This is a genomic window from Lacrimispora sp. YZC11 (genome assembly GCF_057543815.1).
The window spans coordinates 310231-327084 of record NZ_BAAJYQ010000014.1 but is presented as its reverse complement, the minus strand read 5'-3'; the positions used below and the strand labels follow the sequence as shown (position 1 = coordinate 327084).

The window sequence follows — 16854 nt, the reverse complement described above, 5'->3', positions numbered from 1 at the left end:
GAACGGATGAAGATAGATATATAACAATGTGTGGTTTTGAGGGTATATGCTTCAAAAGAAAAAGTTAATGAAGATAAGCGCGAGTGGCTCAGTTGGTGGAGTACGACCTTGCCAAGGTCGGGGTCGCGGGTTCGAGTCCCGTCTCGCGCTCTTTTTATTTGTAGCGGAAGCCTTAATTTACTAAGGTTTCCGCTATTTTTGCGTATTTATAGCCTGTAGACAGCTTGATGGCCTTTTATATGGGATGGAATAATAGCTTTTTAGTTGAGGAACGGGTGGGCAGCTTACTGCTTTTTTAGAAGTGAAGAAGTATTGATATAGTAAAAACAACCTCGTTATGTTATTATTATGTTATAAGCTGATATGAAAAAGGAGGTCTATGAAGGGTGGCAATTTTTAGTATTATAAATTTAATCATTCTACTCTTATGTATTTCTGGTGTAGGAGTAGGTATATACGTGTTATATTTAGTTATAAAAGCATTAAAAATATACATTAAAAAGAATTCTTGATATTTTTACAGAAATCATATTTTAAACAAGTAATAAGAGTATCGGCTATTCACATTTAGCTGGTACTTTTTATTTGTATCTAAATATATTTAGCTATTATAATTAGTAAACCAGTCCCTTACCGGGGCTATTTAGCGCATTAAATACCGTTTTAATTCAGATGGGTATGCGCTTACTAGCTGCCAGACCATTAATGGAAAGGATTATTACTTCGAGCCCGGAGCCGGCATGATCTGGAGTGGGCGCTATATGTGTCAGACCAGGCAGGACCTGGAGGGGTCCAGCCCTCATATTTTTTCCTCTTCTGCCATATCCTTTAACATGCATATCAGCCCAGCACCGATGTCGGGACACCCCAATTTTAGACAGCCAATCTCATTTTGTCTATTACATGGTTGCTGCTGTCAGTAATAGCAAGGAGACTTAACTGTGAAAAAGATTTTGGATAATAATTATTTTGATTTTATCTTAACCAACCCAGTAATTTCAGCTCCCGGCAATGATAACATCACCTATTTGAATAACCGGCATTCTTTGCTGCATATCCCGACTGCCGAAACAAACATTTGTGAATTGGCAAGGTATCCCGTTCACACCTTTCCGTCCTTATTTACTCTCAATTCTACGGTCAATCTCGAACAGACCGGTGTTGGGGAGGTACAGCGGAATCCTGCCTTAGCCCTGTTCGGACAGGGCGTAATTGTTGTAATCATTGATACAGGTATTGATTACCAGCATCCTGCTTTCCGTAACAGTGACGGGTCGACCCGAATCCTCACCATATGGGACCAGACTCAGCAGGAGGGAACTCCTCCCGATACGTTTACCTTTGGTACGGAATACAGCCGGGAGACAATCAATACCGCATTGAATTCTGAAGACCCTTTATCCGTTGTACCATCAACAGACACTAACGAGCACGGAACGGCCATTGCAAGCGTTATCGCCGGTACACCCAACGTACTGGAGGGCTTTAGCGGAGTAGTACCACAAGCTGATCTGGTGATCGTAAAACTGAAGGAAGCAAAACAGAATCTAAAGAGTTTCTATTTTGTTCCCGATGATGCTTTATGCTTTCAGGAATCCGATCTTATGCTTGGCTTTCGTTATTCCCTTACCATTCAGGAAAGGTTTAACCGCCCTGTGGTTACCTGCTTCGCTGTAGGAAGCAACCAGGGAGGCCATGATGGAAGAAGTCCCTTAAGCGGTTACCTAAATGACCTTGTATTGCAGCCAGGTATCGGCATATCCGTATCTGCCGGCAACGAGGGAAACAGTCAAAGACATTATTTTAATTCCACCCCAATAGAGCCTTTTTACAATGACGTTGAATTAAGAATAGGGGAAAATGATAAAATGTTTGCCATGGAAATTTGGTCACATTCTCTGGGACGGGTTTCCATTGACATATCCTCACCAAACAGAGAATCAACACAACAGATTTATCCTGCGATCGGCGATTGCAGAATATTCAACTTTTTGTTCACCCCTACGACCCTTTATGTCAACAACTATATGTTTGATGAGGAGACTGGAGACCAGATGATCCTGGTGCGTTTTGAAAACACCACTCCCGGAATTTGGCGTATACGGATCAGGAGTGTTGAAAATGAGCCCTTAGCCTTTCATGCCTGGCTTCCTGCAGACAATCTCATATCCAACCAGACCTTTTTTCTTAACTCCACTCCGGATACCACCATTACTTCGCCTGGAAACGGCATTCGCCAGCTGACTGTGACTGCCTATAATCAGATTAATAATTCAATTCTTGGTGAATCAAGCAGGGGTTATACAAGAATGGGCTTTGTCAAACCGGATATTGCCGCTCCCGGTTACCAGCTTACCTGTGCTGTCCCCGGAGGCGGATATGGTTCTTTAACAGGAACAGGAGCCGCCGCCGCCCATACAGCCGGCATTATTTCCATGGTCTTTGAGTGGGCCATTGTCAAGGGAAATTACAGAACGATGAACGGAGTCAATGTCAGTCGGCTGATGATGAGGAGTGCGGTTCGGAGCAGCTCATACAACTATCCAAATAACATATGGGGATATGGCCGGGTGAATGTGGCCAGTCTGTTCAGGCAGTTTTCCAGTATTTAATGAAATGGGGACTATAATATACTTGCAACCTATCCTGGCAGAAAGGCATGATGATCCATGAATTCATCTGCCTTGTAATCCTGCCAATAACGATTCAAGGGACAGTATGAATGGATGTACTCCATTTCATCTGTCCCTTTTGCCTTTAGATAATGCATACAGCTTCTGCAACATTACTACTAGACCATGCCCTGAATGCGGTCGATGTCACTCCTGTGAATCAAATATCCATATAATCCATTGACAATTCGGTGAATCAAGATATAATAGTTATGTGTGCAATTGTTGCAAATGCAATTATTGCTACAACAACTAATACGGGAGCCTGATATGAAAAATTTACTTCTCTATGCAAAAAAATATAAAAAAGAATTCATTCTTGCAATCATCTGTATTGAGGCTGAAACCATTTTTGAATTAGTTATCCCCATGATTATGGCTGACATCATTGATGTGGGAGTTGCAAACGGTGATAGAAATTACATATTTATAAAGGGATTTCAAATGGTATTCTTTGCTGTTCTCTCTCTTTTTCTGGGCCATGCATGCGCCCGGTATACCGCGATCTGCGGAAATGGTGTGGGGGCTGAAATCCGAATGGCAGAGTTTCAGAAAATGCAGACCTATTCTTTCGCTAACACGGACCGGTTCAGCACCCCTTCTCTGGTAACAAGGCTTACAAGCGATATTACCACAATCCAGAATTCCATTACAAACGGAATGCGTCCCGGTTTCCGTTCTCCAGTGATGATGATGACGGCATTGATCGTTTCCTTCCGGTTGAATGCCGAACTGGCTGTGGTATTTTTAATTGCGGCCCCCGTGCTGGCCGTCATTTTATTTACAATCATCAAAAGCGTAAGACCCTTATACGCAAAAATGCAGGGAGCCGTTGATCTTGTAAACCGGATCATTCAGGAGAATCTGATAGCAATCCGTGTAGTAAAGGCTTATGTCCGGGGAGATCATGAGATAAGTAAATTTAAAGAAGGAAATATGAATTTACAGAACTCCTCCGAAAGGTCCTTTACCCTGGCGGCCTTAAATATGCCTGCCTTACAGTTTGTCATGTACGGGACCATATTAAGTATCCTGTGGTTCGGCGGAAACCTGGTTATGATCGGAAACATGAAGGTAGGTGCACTGACCAGTTTTCTTAGCTACGTGCTGCAGGTGCTTAATTCCCTTATGATGTTTTCCAATGTTTTTCTTTTGTTTACCCGATCTTTAACCTCATGGAAAAGGATTTCAGAAGTCTTAGATGAGGAACCGACTATCAGTGATGACCGCGCAAAGGATATCTCTATCAATGAAGGAAGGATCCGGTTTGAAAACGTATATTTTAAATATAAGGAAGATGCAAAGGAATATGTGCTTTCCGATATCTCCTTTGAGATTGGCCCCGGTGAGACTGTTGGAATCATTGGTCAGACAGGTGCCGCCAAAAGTACCCTGGTACAACTGATTCCAAGGCTCTATGAGGTGAGCGCCGGTAATATTATCATCGACGGCCATCCCATATACGAATATACACAGGACCATCTAAGGGAATCCATTGCCATGGTGTTACAAAAAAACATCCTTTTTTCCGGCTCGGTGAAGGAAAATCTTTACTGGGGAAAAGAGGATGCAACGGATGAAGAAATAGAAAGAGCATGCAGCATTGCCTGTGTCAATGAATTCATCGGCCGCCTGGACCATGGATATGATACGGAGCTGGGGCAGGGAGGTGTTAATGTCTCAGGCGGACAGAAACAACGGCTTTGCATTGCGAGAGCGATATTAAAAGCGCCAAAGGTGCTTATTCTGGATGATTCTACAAGCGCCCTTGACACCGAGACAGAAGCAAAAATAAAAGAGGGCCTGGAAAAATCCCTTCCTGGCACGACAAAGATCATTATCAGCCAGCGGATCTCCTCTATCATGGATGCGGACCAGATCATTATCCTTGACGATGGAAAAATAAATGCCATTGGAACCCATGAACAGCTGCTGGCCGGTAATGAAATATATCAGGATATATATTTTTCCCAGCAGAAAGGAGGCGGCCAGTCCTTATGAAGAATACCGGACATGTAAGACCCAAAGACACAAAAAAAGCCATGGTAAAGCTTTTGAGTTACATCGGCCATTACAAATTTTCCATGCTGTTCATAGCGATCCTGGTAAGCATCAGTGCATTTTCCGGAATCATGGGCACCTATTTGCTGAAACCGGTTATAAACGAATATATTCTTCCGGGAAATATACCCGGTCTTGTGAGAATGATTTTTATAATGGGACTGATCTATCTGGCGGGAGCCATTTCCTGTCTGCTTTATAATCGAATGATGGTCCACGTTTCCCAGCAGGTGGTCAGTGAGATAAGAATAGACTTATTCCGTCATACCCAGAAGCTGCCTTTGGGATTTTTTGATACCCATACACACGGGGATTTGATGAGCCATTTTACAAATGACGTTGACACCATCTCGGAAGCGCTCAACAACAGCTTTACATTGCTGATCCAGAGCTTTATTACTTCCATAGGCACCATTATCATGTTAATTCTCCTGGACTGGAAGCTGTCATTAATCGTTGTATTTTTTCTTCTGATTATGTTAATATATATTCGTCACAATGGAAAGCTGAGCAAAAAATATTTTGCTCAGCAGCAAAAAAATCTGGGAAATATTAATGGTTATGTAGAAGAAATGGTGGAAGGGCAGAAAGTAGAAAAGATTTTCCGCCATGAAAAACAGGATCTTAAAAAATTTTGTGAGCTGAATGAGAAATTGAGGATTTCCTCTACAATGGCCGCCACATATACGGGCATCACCGTTCCTACGATTGTTTCTCTTTCTTACATTAATTATGCCATTTCTGCCTGCGTGGGCGGATTGTTCGCTCTGTCCGGACTGATTAATATGGGAACTCTGGCCTCCTACCTGGTTTATGTCAGGCAGAGCGCCATGCCCATGAACCAGTTTACCATGCAGATCAATTTTCTCATGGTGGCGCTGGCAAGTGCAGAAAAGATTTTTAATTTGATGGAGGAAGAGCCTGAATACGATGAAGGAACTGTCACCTTAAAGAGGGTGGTGCAGGAGGCGGAGGGCAGCCTGAAGGAAACGGATATTTATACTGGTTCGTTTGCCTGGAAAGTTCCTGACCGGGATCGCGGATATCTTCTGGTCCCTTTAAAGGGAGACGTCCGGTTTCACGATGTGGTTTTCGGTTATACAGGCGGAAACACTATTTTAAACGGCATCAGCCTGTATGCAAAGCCTGGTCAGAAGATCGCATTCGTTGGTTCTACCGGCGCAGGCAAGACGACCATCATCAATCTTATCAACCGATTTTATGAATTAAATGGAGGCACCATAACCTACGATGGAATCGATATCCGAAACATAAAAAAGGATGATTTAAGGCGTTCTATCTCTCTGGTCATTCAGGAAACCCACTTATTTACCGGAAGCATTGCCGATAATATCCGGTATGGAAGGCTGAATGCTTCCCATGAAGACATACTGGCCGCCGCAAAAATTGCAAATGCGGATTCCTTTATAAGACGTCTTCCCAATGGATACGATACTATGTTAGAAAGTGACGGGAGTAATTTATCACAGGGACAGCGGCAGCTGATCGCCATTGCCAGAGCTGCCATATCGCAGCCGCCTGTTCTTGTCATGGATGAAGCCACCAGTTCCATTGATACACGAACGGAAAAACTCATTGAAAAAGGCATGGATGCCCTTATGAAAGACCGGACGGTATTCGTCATCGCTCACAGGCTTTCCACCGTAAGAAACTCAGACGCCATTTTGGTTCTTGAAAAAGGAGAGATTATTGAGCGGGGCAGCCATGACGAATTGCTGCAGGAAAAAGGGAAATATTATCAACTGCATACAGGGCAGTTTGAATTAGAATGATGAGATGAAGAGTATGATGCCATAAAACAAAGAGCAGAGGGGCACAACCTGTTTCATGACATATTTGTGCCTTGAGCGAAGCGAAAGGGAAGAAAAAAATATGGAGCGACATAATGTGAGAGAGCTATTGGTTCGTGAAGAAAAAGCCAGAAAACAGATTATTTCTCCGCTTCTGTCAAACATCGGATTGACGCCTGGGCAGGGACATGCCAGGATCTTATATAATCTTTTACAAAAGGACCATATCACCCAAAAAGAGCTGGCAGACCGATGCCATTTCGATGCTGCCACCATGTCAAGAAATATAGACAAATTGCAGGATATGGGGTTCCTTCTCAGGGAAAATAATCCGGACTGCAGACGTTCCGTTCTGATCAGTCTTACAGAAAAAGGGGTTGCTGAAGCCGAAGAGGTGAGAAAAGTTTTTCAGCAGTTTGAAGAACTTATCAGTTCCGATATACCAGAAGACGAAATAGCCGTATTCTGTAAAGTATTAATGAAAATGTGTGACAATCTGGAAGCTTATTAAATTCCGGTAAGCAATGAAAAAAGGAGAGTGCAGCACAATGTCATGAAATCAGCGGCCATTTCACGCAGAGCCTGCCTTTTGGGATACCTCCATAGCAGTGTAATCCACTTAATGATTGGCCGCTGTTAAATACAGTTATTATGCGTTCAATTCCTTTTCTAGAAATGCTTTGATATAAGGGGTGGTTTCTTCACTTAAGGCAGGCATAAATGCCATATAACGACATTTTTGATGATGTTCCTCATCCAAATGGAAGTCGTATCCCATGAGACATTTAGGGTTACATTCCTCCGGATTTATTAACCTCTTACACACAGATGCTTTTTTGATATCTTTCTTCATTTTTTCCGGCAAAGTATTTAAAAAGTTTTCATAAGCTTTTACGTGCTCCGGATATATTCGTAATCTCATTCCGGCTTTCCGAAACACAAAAGTTGCTAAAACTTTTTTTGTCGTCTCCAGTTTATAGGAAGCGATAAAACCATTTTTAGCAGGTTTGATTTCACATTTACAATTATTTTGTGTGAGGTAATCATTTATTTCCACAACGAAATCTTTATAACGATCGTCTACTGCTTTAAGAAAAACATTATAATTTTCATTTGGTCTATCCAAGATGCCCTCCTGATTATTTTTTAATAACGGGTATCCATACTTCAAACCTTGCATTTTGAGGGTCTGCACTTAAATAGACCTCAATATCCGGTCCATTATCGTATTCGTATCCGGAAGTGGGAAGCCACTCGGAGACAATTCGCTTCTCTAGTTCTTGTATTGCCTGGGGGCATTGGCCTTCTCCGTTAAATATGGCCCAGGTGAAAGAGGGAACCGTATATTCTTCCAAAGTATCATCAATTTCTTTCGTACTGGCAGCGGCAATAAAGTAACGCCATTCTTCCAAATCATTGCAGATGCTTACTCCCAATATTCCTCCAGGGGATCCGTTTGCCATGGCGGCTAATTTAGGAATTGTTCCGTCCATAGATGCCTTGCTCCACATTTGAGGTACAATTTCAAAATTCTTTTCAATTTCCCTGTGCAGCGATTGTGCAGTGCCTATAATCCGAAACGGTTCCTTCTTTTCCATTCGATAATTCAATTCATCCACTCCTTTTATTGTAATTTTGAAACTAATAGGTGGATATGATTTTACGGAAACACCGCTTTCTTTTACACGAGATGGTGCAACTCCATGTATGCTTTGAAATGCCCGGTTAAATGCAGTGGGAGAATGGTATCCATATTTAAGAGCAACATCAATAATTTTATTATCCCCGTTCTGTAGATCCACCGCTGCCAAGGACATACGCCTGCGCCGGATATATTCAGATAAAGGTACATTCGCCATATAAGCAAACATTCTCTGAAAATGATAAACAGAACAACAGGCGATTTTCCCTACCTTCTCATATTCTATATCTTCCGTTAAATGTTCCTCGATATAGTTCATTGACTTATTTAATCCCTCAATCCATTCCATAAAATCAATCCTTTCTTTTATATTATATTTGTTATCGATTTGCCCGTCCTCTCTTTTAATGTACAAATTAGAGAGGAGAGTGGAGTGAATCCTATGATCCTATTATAGTTTTTTAGGGGCAGATAAACAATCTCTTTTATATAAGACGGGGGTAAATAAAAAAAGACCGGGAAATCAAATGATTTCCCGGTCTTTTCCGATGCATTCATGAGACACCGGGGATTCGAACCCCGGACAACTTGATTAAAAGTCAAGTGCTCTACCACCTGAGCTAGTATCCCATACTGGGCTAGTTGGATTTGAACCAACGAATGCAGGAGTCAAAGTCCTGTGCCTTACCGCTTGGCGATAGCCCATTAAAACTTGTGATAAAAAAAAATTCCCTAAAAGGGAAAGGTGAGTACAGGGATTCGAACCCTGGGCCTCCAGAGCCACAATCTGGCGCGATAACCACCTTCGCCATACCCACCATAAATTTCACACCTTGGTTAGAGATGTGAAACGAGCCTGAAGGGATTCGAACCCCCGACCCACGGCTTAGAAGGCCGTTGCTCTATCCAACTGAGCTACAGACTCAAAAGCGGGTGATGGGAATCGAACCCACGTATCCAGCTTGGAAGGCTGGTGTTCTACCATTGAACTACACCCGCAAAAGGTAAGAGAAACTAAAACTACCATTGACGGTTTTTCTCTTAAATCGGGGTGACAGGATTTGAACCTGCGACCCCCTGGTCCCAAACCAGGTACTCTAGCCAAACTGAGCCACACCCCGATAGTGAAAGCGTTTTCCATCTTTCTCTTAGTTGCTTTTTCGCAACGCAAGAGTTATTATATATGATGGATATCATTTTGTCAACATTATTTTAGAAAAAATTTCAAATTCGCTAATAAGCCTGTATTTATGCGGTTTTTTAAGAAAAATGCCCCTGAAATGGGAGGAACCGGCAGGTACATATAATGTTCCTGCCGGTTGAGTATGAAAAATAAAAAGTCAATGTTAAAAGGGTGGGGTTCCTTTTCACTATTTAGTATACGCGGAAATTATGACGGAAGTTTGACTAAGCCATAAACATTTCATAAAAAAACTAAAAGAATTATGAGGAATATTTGAAAAAACAGAAAGTTTTCTTATTTCGGCCCTGGAATAAGAAATGAAAGAAGAGGTCGTCTCTTTTCCTTATATATGATATAATGCATCCAGATGAAAACATGGTACAGCTCATAAGAGAAAGAAGGAATTTGGAATGAAGTACTGGGAAGTTTATGAAAGCAAAATAGGGCCTCTTACCATCCTGTGTAACGATGAAGCGCTTTTAAGCATTGATTTTGGAAGGTTGGAGCCTGAGAATGCCGTAAGGGAGCGGACAGAGCTGATCGGGAGAGCGGAAGGCCAATTGGAAGAATATATGGCTGGAAAGAGAACAGTGTTTGATCTGCCTCTTAAGCCGGAGGGAACGGAATTTCAAAAAAAGGTTTGGAATGCCTTGTTACTGATTCCCTACGGAGAGACGAAAAGCTATAAGGATATTGCGGTCATGATTGATAATCCCAAAGGCTGCCGTGCGGTGGGCATGGCAAATAACCGCAATCCCATACCTATTATCATTCCTTGTCACCGGGTGATTGGGGCCAATGGAAGCCTGGTAGGATATGGCGGAGGCCTGGATATTAAAGTGACATTACTGGATCTGGAGCGCTCAGAAGCTTCCTAATTTAATTATTAAGAATTCATGGTGATTCTTTCAGTTCCTTTAATCCCCTATACATTTGATACAGATAATGTTATAATCCTCATCGTCACCAGGAATGAGATTGAGGATGATGAGGAGTGATTAAAATGAGAAAAAACAAAATGCTGGCAGTAATTGCCATTGCCATGGCAGTCATGATGGCGGCTACGGCCTGTGGATCAAAAGATAATGGGAAATCCTCGCAGGATAATCCTACAGAAGTCAGTGCTGCCGAGACGAAAGTAACAGGAGACAAATCAGCAGGTACGGATGAGACTACGTTAGGTGAGGATGAATCTGATAGTGAGGAAGACGGAACCGCCGAAACCACTGCTTCTGATGCAGGAAGCCTGTCTTCCGGAGTCTTTACTTCTAAATCTGGAAAATATCAGATCACGCCGCCCGGGGGCTGGACCATTGAAGACGATGGAGATGAAAGCACAGTCGCATTCGCTTCTCCCAACGGCAGTGATATGCTGGAAGTTATCTATGTAGAAGGAGATGAGGCCGACGGAGCCAGAGAGATCTATCCGGATACCATGGAAGAATACAAGGAATTTGTCAGCCGTGGCGAGGATATGGAATTTGTCCGCTATAATGTAGAAAACGGCAAAGACGGAAGCCAGACCTTCCGCTATGCGATCCGGTATAAGACTCCTCAGGATGGGGCACGCTATTATGCAATTTCCGGTTCCTACAATGCTGCTACAAAGAAATACATCAGTGCGGCAGGAACAGTTGAATCACCGGACAGTGCGGTAGAAGGCCAGATTGAAGCGGCTTTGGATACCTTGAAACTGAAATAAAGCTGGTATAAAATATTAATAAAACAGGGGCAAAAGCAGGAATATCTGCTTTTGCCCCTGTTTTTACAGTTTCATTAGGGTGCCGTTAAGAAGTGAAATATCCTCCTCCTGGTGGGTGCTTATGATGACCAGTTTGTCACGGGTCTTTTCTTTGATGTATTGAATTACGGTCAGTTTTGTGTTCTCATCAAGACCGGTAAATGGTTCATCCATTAAAATCATGTCACAAGGGACCGACAAGGCTCTTACAATGGCAACCCGGCGTTTCATTCCGCCGCTTAAGGTGGACACGGGACGGGATAAGGCTTCTTCCGGAAGAAGCCTTAAAAGCTCTCCTCTGGCCTGTTTTCTGCTTCGGGAGGAACGGCCGGGAATTACCATGGCAATGTTGTCGACCGGGGTAAATGACTCACACAGACGGTTCTCCTGAAACACGGCGGAGGCTCTTGTGCCGTGAAGTCCTTCAACGGATCCGGAGTCGGCCTGTTCAAGTCCCAGCAGGATCCGGAAGAATGTGGTTTTCCCTGATCCTGAGGGTCCCATGAGACAGTAGATTGGACCGGATTGAAGGGAAAGATTTAACTGCATGAATACTTTTAGCGTTCCAAAGGACTTGGACAGATGATTCACCTTTAGTTCCATGGATCAAACCTCCTGTCTTTTATGGGATTTCCGGCCGGCATCCGCAAGGCTTAAAAGCCATAAAAAGAATTTTTCAAAAAGGGCGCTGATTACGATAATGACCAGGGTCCAGGCAAAAAGGTCCGCAGTACTTAAATAAATTTTTGCCATATAGAGTTTCTCACCGATGGAATGGGTTGGAACTCCGATCACTTCAGCGGCAACCCCGGATTTCCAGCCCATGCCCAAAGCCACTCTGCAGCCGCTTATGAGGTAGGGAAGAAGGGCGGGACGGTAGATATAAAGGAGCTTCTTTTTGCCTTGCATACGGAAAACCCGGGCCATTTCCAAAAGCTTTGGATCGGTGCTCATAAATCCTGCCATGGTATTTATGTAAATGATGGGGAATACCACAAGAAAGGCAATAAAAACGGACAAATTTTCAGAACCTACCCAGATCAGGGCCAGTATGACAAAAGAAGCTACCGGAACCGACTTTATAAGGGACATAAGCGGTTCCAGCAAATCCTTTAAAAGGGGGAATCGCCATGCAGCTCCCCCGGCCAGGATTCCTGACCCAAAGGCCAGAAGGAATCCAAGGCTTATCTTTCCAAAGGAGAGGGCAATGGTTTTCCAGAAGCCGGACATGGCTGCCTGAATCCATAAAGCCCGGATTACCTCCAAAGGGCCTACCAGTATGATGCTGTTGTGCACGGACAGGCTTGCTGCCTGCCACGCAAGAAGCCAGAGAAAGATGATACCGGCCTTTTTAGCCGGGAGGGCTGTTGGTTTCATAATGGGAATCTCCTTACAAAGCTTTACCTTAATTATGGCATATAGTAGAAATCATCGGCTGGCAGCGTTCCGCCTACGGAAGTCGGCTCCATATCGAAAAGAACCTTTAAGTAACCGCTTAACAGTGATTTCATCTGATCTCCATCTACATAGGTGATGCTGCAGTATGGGATAGCCTTTTCTGCGATCGGGGCTTTTTCAATGATTCCGGCAGCAGCCACCAAAGCTGCGGTTTCGGCTACATTTGCATTGGCAAATTCAGCGGATTCCTTATGTTCCGCCATAAAGGTGGCAATGGCTTCCCCATGGTCTTTTAACACGTCATTGCGGCAAATGGTAACTCCGGTCACCAGACTGCCGCCGCTTTCACCGGCTGTGGCATCCCACTCCTTTGTTAAGTCAAGAACCATTTTCAGGGAGTCATTCTGAGCCATGGCAGCTGTTACAAAGGGCTGGGGAAGAAGGCCCACTGTATCAGGCTTTTCCTTTAGGATAGAAGCGACCTCAGCGGCTTCGGATTTATATTCCAGTGTCACGTCGTCAGCGGTTAAGCCGTTGGCTTTCAGCACATGCTGAAGAGCATAGTCCGGCGTGGTTCCTTTGCCGGTTAAGTAAACGGTCTTTCCTTTTAAGTCTGCGGCTGTTTTAATGGAATCATCGGCGGATACCCCGTAGAGAACCCCCAGGGTGTTAATATCCAGGACGGTCACCTCATGATTGGTTTTGTTATAAATAATGGAGGCCATATTGGCGGGTACAAGTGCGACATCCAATTCTTTACTTACAATCTTTCCAAGGAGTTCGTCGGCAGCGGTTACCATGGTAAAATCATAGGAGCCTTTTGCATTGCCTTTTTCAGACTGGTCCATCAGCTTCACAAGGCCCATGGAGGTAGGCCCTTTTAACGAACCGATTTTTAAAGTATAGCTGTCAGCAGGGTTTTGGGCTTTGGATGTCTCTTTTGCTGTCTCAGAGGTGGATTCCTTTTCTGAAGCAGAGGTTACTTGGGTGTTTTCGGTGCCGCCCTTTGCACAGCCGGAGAGTAGGGCAGCTGTTACGGCAAACGCCATCAATACTGATAATGCTTTTTTCATAATGATCCTCGCTTTCTGTCCGTACCTGTCATGGTTCTTTTTTCTTTACGGTCATCGAAAAAAACCCACACCAACAGGCATGGGATTTCCGGTTTACGTATTCTCCTCGCCTTCGCCGTCAGGGTTCCTTCCGGGTTAGTACGAACACCTTCAGTATATCATTATTCCCCCATATTTGTCAAAATATAGATACAGATATATGGGGAGATGTGGTATAATGTATATACCTATGTCTATCAAGTTTGACAGGAATGTGAAACACCCTACGGGAATACCTGTATGTCCAAAAAGCGTGGACGGTAACAATGAAAGGAGAAAATGGTATATGAATGAAGTATATGCAAAGCTTAATAATTGTTTGGAAAGTGTAAGGGAGAAGACTGACTTTGTCCCGGAAATAGCTCTGATCCTGGGGTCCGGCCTTGGGGAATATGCAGAGGAAATAAAGGTGGAAACCTCTATTGATTATAAAGACATTGAAGGATTTCCGGTATCAACGGTGGCAGGCCATAAAGGAAGGTTTGTATTCGGATATGTGAACGATGTTCCGGTGGTCATCATGCAGGGACGGGTACATTTTTATGAGGGATATCCAATGACGGACGTGGTGCTTCCGGCCAGGCTTATGGGCCTTTTAGGAGCAAAGGTCCTGTTTCTGACCAATGCATGCGGCGGTGTCAATAAGGAGTTTCAACCGGGAGATTTCATGCTCATAAGGGATCATATTGCAAGCTTTGTTCCATCTCCGTTAATTGGGGCAAATTTAGAAGAGCTGGGACCCAGATTTCCGGATATGAGTGATGTTTACAGCAAAGAACTGCAGAAGACCATCAGAGAGGCTGCAGGAGAAGAAGAGATCGGCCTTAGAGAGGGGATTTACATGCAGCTTTCCGGCCCGGCTTATGAGTCTCCGGCAGAGGTACAGATGTGCCGCATTCTGGGCGCTGATGCAGTAGGAATGAGCACAGCCTGTGAAGCGGTAGCTGCAAACCACATGGGGATGAAGGTTTGCGGTATTTCCTGCATCACCAATATGGCCTGCGGCATTACGGATCAGCCTTTAAGCCATGGAGAGGTACAGGAGACAGCAGACCGGGTTGCACCTTTGTTCAAACGGCTGATCACGGCTTCTATTACAAAGATCGCAGGTAAATAAAAGGAGGAGTTTTCTTATGGATCGGATGTTAGCAGACCGGATTCTGGCAGCATCAGGGGCGAAAAAGGCATCCCTGGTGCTGAAGAATGCAAGGGTGATCAATGTTTTTACGGCAGAACTGGAAGAAGGGGATATTGCCATAGAAGCTGGTTACATCGTAGGTGTGGGAGAATATGAGGGGCAGACAGAGATCGAGCTGGGGGGCGCGGTGGTTTGTCCGGGACTGATTGACGGTCACATCCACCTGGAAAGCTCCATGGTCGCACCGGGAGAGTTTGAGCGCTCCGTGGTGCCCCATGGGACCCAGGCGGTCATTACAGACCCTCACGAGATCGCCAACGTGGCGGGAGCGGAAGGAATCCGGTTTATGATGGAGCGGACCAAGGGTCTTACCCTCGATGTGTATTTCATGCTTCCTTCCTGTGTTCCGGCAACTGGTCTCGACGAATCAGGGGCTGTTCTGGCTGCAGAAAATCTTTCCCCTCTCTATGAAGAGGAACGGGTGCTGGGTCTTGCGGAGCTTATGAACTCCTACGGAACCGTAAGGGCAGACCGGGGGATCCTTGAAAAGGTAGAGGAAGCCAGGAACAGGAATCTCTTGATTGACGGTCATGCTCCAGGGCTTTCCGGCAGGGAATTAAATGCCTATGTGACCGCCGGAGTGCAGTCGGACCATGAATGCTCCGATTGGGAAGAGGCCATGGAAAAGCTTAAGAGAGGCCAGTGGATCATGATCCGGGAGGGCACGGCAGCCAGGAATTTAAAGGCCCTCATACCTCTGTTTAGGGAGCCTTATTACCACCGCTGCATGTTGGTCACTGATGACAAGCATCCAGGGGATTTAATCCGTCTGGGGCATTTGGACTATATCATAAGAGAGGCTATAAGCCTGGGAGCGGATCCAATTCATGCTGTCATGATGGCATCCTTTCATGCGGCCCAATATTTCGGGCTTCGGGAGGTAGGAGCCGTAGCGCCGGGATATAAGGCAAATTTCATCGTTGTTTCCGATCTCAAAGATTTTGAGGTAAAACAGGTATATAAAAACGGTAAGCTGGTAGCGGAAAATGGTGTGATGAAGGAGGAAATCCTTGCGGCGGAACAGCGGAATGTGGAAACGCCTGTCAGGGTGGGAGATTCCTTCCATTTAGACGAGATCCGTCCTGAAAATTTCCATGTGGAGAAGAAAGGAAATACCATCCGGGTGCTTTGCCTCACTCCCGGGGAACTGACTACCACATCGCTTCTGTCCCCATGGGTGGAAAACGTAGGGGTCGCGCCCGGCGTCAGCATAGAACAGGACATCGTGAAAATGGCAGTACTGGAGCGCCATCATGGCACCGGCCATATGGGACTTGGCTTTTTAGGCGGGTATGGCTTAAAACGGGGAGCAGTGGCCACCAGCATAGCCCACGATTCCCATAACCTGATTGTTGCAGGAACCAATGACGAGGATATGGCTCTTGCCGCCAATACGGTGAGGAATAACCGGGGCGGCTTAGCGGTGGTGGCCGATGGAAAGCTTTTAGGAGAGCTGCCTCTTCCCATAGCCGGGCTCATGAGTGAGGAGCCGGCGGAATGGGTCGATGAAAAGCTGGAGGAGCTAAAGGCCCAGACAAGAAACCTTGGAATCGGAGACAGCATCGATCCTTTCATGACCCTCGCCTTTGCCAGCCTTCCGGTGATTCCAAAGCTGCGGCTGAATACATATGGCCTTATTGACGTAGAGAAGCAGGAGATTGTAGAGACAATTATTACCTGTATTTGAAAAAGTACAGGAAACCGATAAAAAATTATTGATAAAAATATAACGATATGCGATAATATTTTAAAAGGGCAATCAAATGCAAGGTACTTAATTTGGAGGGAGAATATTCATGAGAGTAACAATATGTATAGGGAGCGCATGCCATTTAAAGGGTTCCAGAGAAATCATCGCCCAGCTGCAGACCCTTGTAAAAGAGAACCGCCTGGAGGATAAAGTGGATTTAAACGGTTCTTTTTGCTGCGGCGACTGCGTAAATGGCGTCTGTGTGACTGTGGAGGGTCAATTATACTCTTTAAAACCAGAAGATACAAAGGAGTTTTTTGACAAAGAGATCATGGGGAGGCTGTAA

General features: G+C 44.6%; 14 protein-coding genes and 7 tRNA genes. 10 read left to right on the top strand and 11 right to left on the bottom strand.

Features of this window, described 5'->3' with window-relative positions; genetic code table 11:
• Positions 1–77 precede the first annotated feature (77 nt).
• The 5 genes from AC27IJ_RS15315 to AC27IJ_RS15295 all read left to right on the top strand — a co-directional run bounded on the left by AC27IJ_RS15315 (position 78) and on the right by AC27IJ_RS15295 (position 7055).
• Positions 78–150: transfer RNA gene (locus AC27IJ_RS15315), tRNA-Gly, on the top strand.
• Positions 151–941: 791 nt separating this feature from the next.
• The gene (locus AC27IJ_RS15310) at positions 942–2612 is read left to right on the top strand and encodes a S8 family peptidase (RefSeq protein WP_312502360.1); all 1671 of its coding nucleotides are present in this window, start codon (positions 942–944) and stop codon (positions 2610–2612) included.
• Positions 2613–2942: 330 nt separating this feature from the next.
• Positions 2943–4673, top strand: a complete 1731-nt coding sequence (locus AC27IJ_RS15305; protein WP_312446759.1) for an ABC transporter ATP-binding protein — start codon at positions 2943–2945, stop codon at positions 4671–4673.
• Positions 4670–6526 (top strand): ABC transporter ATP-binding protein, encoded by a 1857-nt coding sequence (locus AC27IJ_RS15300; protein WP_312446760.1) that lies wholly within the window; start codon positions 4670–4672, stop codon positions 6524–6526. Before AC27IJ_RS15305 ends, AC27IJ_RS15300 begins: the two co-directional genes overlap by 4 nt.
• A 100-nt stretch (positions 6527–6626) precedes the next feature.
• Positions 6627–7055 (top strand): MarR family winged helix-turn-helix transcriptional regulator, encoded by a 429-nt coding sequence (locus tag AC27IJ_RS15295; RefSeq protein ID WP_312446761.1) that lies wholly within the window; start codon positions 6627–6629, stop codon positions 7053–7055.
• A 138-nt stretch (positions 7056–7193) separates the two neighbouring features.
• On the opposite strand, the gene AC27IJ_RS15290 is transcribed toward AC27IJ_RS15295, so the two are convergent.
• From AC27IJ_RS15290 to AC27IJ_RS15255, 8 genes are all read right to left on the bottom strand, one after another.
• Complete coding sequence (locus AC27IJ_RS15290; protein ID WP_312446762.1) at positions 7194–7670, bottom strand: hypothetical protein; 477 nt, start codon at positions 7668–7670, stop codon at positions 7194–7196.
• A gap of 13 nt (positions 7671–7683) precedes the next feature.
• Positions 7684–8535 (bottom strand): AraC family transcriptional regulator, encoded by an 852-nt coding sequence (locus AC27IJ_RS15285; protein WP_487149624.1) that lies wholly within the window; start codon positions 8533–8535, stop codon positions 7684–7686.
• A 208-nt stretch (positions 8536–8743) separates the two neighbouring features.
• A tRNA-Lys gene (locus AC27IJ_RS15280) sits at positions 8744–8816 on the bottom strand.
• A 3-nt stretch (positions 8817–8819) separates the two neighbouring features.
• Positions 8820–8891: transfer RNA gene (locus AC27IJ_RS15275), tRNA-Gln, on the bottom strand.
• Positions 8892–8929: 38 nt separating this feature from the next.
• A tRNA-His gene (locus AC27IJ_RS15270) sits at positions 8930–9005 on the bottom strand.
• A gap of 32 nt (positions 9006–9037) precedes the next feature.
• Positions 9038–9111 (bottom strand) — tRNA-Arg (locus tag AC27IJ_RS15265).
• Between the two features lie 3 nt (positions 9112–9114).
• A tRNA-Gly gene (locus tag AC27IJ_RS15260) sits at positions 9115–9185 on the bottom strand.
• A 47-nt stretch (positions 9186–9232) separates the two neighbouring features.
• Positions 9233–9307, bottom strand: a tRNA-Pro gene (locus AC27IJ_RS15255).
• A 472-nt stretch (positions 9308–9779) separates the two neighbouring features.
• Between AC27IJ_RS15255 and AC27IJ_RS15250 the strand changes: the two genes are divergently transcribed.
• Together AC27IJ_RS15250 and AC27IJ_RS15245 are read left to right on the top strand one after the other, a co-directional pair.
• The gene (locus tag AC27IJ_RS15250; protein ID WP_312446764.1) at positions 9780–10247 is read left to right on the top strand and encodes a methylated-DNA--[protein]-cysteine S-methyltransferase; all 468 of its coding nucleotides are present in this window, start codon (positions 9780–9782) and stop codon (positions 10245–10247) included.
• A 125-nt stretch (positions 10248–10372) separates the two neighbouring features.
• Positions 10373–11071: a hypothetical protein gene (locus AC27IJ_RS15245; RefSeq protein WP_312446765.1), complete on the top strand. Its 699-nt coding sequence runs from the start codon at positions 10373–10375 to the stop codon at positions 11069–11071.
• Positions 11072–11134: 63 nt separating this feature from the next.
• Here the strand turns inward: AC27IJ_RS15245 and AC27IJ_RS15240 are convergent, their stop codons facing one another.
• From AC27IJ_RS15240 to AC27IJ_RS15230, 3 genes are read right to left on the bottom strand one after another with little or no spacing between them, the layout of a single operon-like run.
• The gene (locus AC27IJ_RS15240) at positions 11135–11713 is read right to left on the bottom strand and encodes an ABC transporter ATP-binding protein (protein ID WP_312446766.1); all 579 of its coding nucleotides are present in this window, start codon (positions 11711–11713) and stop codon (positions 11135–11137) included.
• Positions 11714–11716: 3 nt separating this feature from the next.
• Entirely contained in the window at positions 11717–12487 is a 771-nt protein-coding gene (locus AC27IJ_RS15235) for an ABC transporter permease (protein ID WP_312502356.1), read from the bottom strand.
• Positions 12488–12519: 32 nt separating this feature from the next.
• On the bottom strand, positions 12520–13581 hold the full coding sequence (locus AC27IJ_RS15230) for an ABC transporter substrate-binding protein (protein ID WP_487149621.1): 1062 nt from the start codon (positions 13579–13581) through the stop codon (positions 12520–12522).
• Positions 13582–13906: 325 nt separating this feature from the next.
• Between AC27IJ_RS15230 and AC27IJ_RS15225 the strand changes: the two genes are divergently transcribed.
• The 3 genes from AC27IJ_RS15225 to AC27IJ_RS15215 all read left to right on the top strand — a co-directional run bounded on the left by AC27IJ_RS15225 (position 13907) and on the right by AC27IJ_RS15215 (position 16854).
• Positions 13907–14737: a purine-nucleoside phosphorylase gene (locus tag AC27IJ_RS15225; protein ID WP_312446770.1), complete on the top strand. Its 831-nt coding sequence runs from the start codon at positions 13907–13909 to the stop codon at positions 14735–14737.
• Between the two features lie 16 nt (positions 14738–14753).
• The gene (gene ade, locus AC27IJ_RS15220; RefSeq protein WP_487149619.1) at positions 14754–16505 is read left to right on the top strand and encodes an adenine deaminase; all 1752 of its coding nucleotides are present in this window, start codon (positions 14754–14756) and stop codon (positions 16503–16505) included.
• 109 nt (positions 16506–16614) lie between these two features.
• Positions 16615–16854, top strand: a complete 240-nt coding sequence (locus AC27IJ_RS15215; RefSeq protein WP_054739152.1) for a (2Fe-2S) ferredoxin domain-containing protein — start codon at positions 16615–16617, stop codon at positions 16852–16854.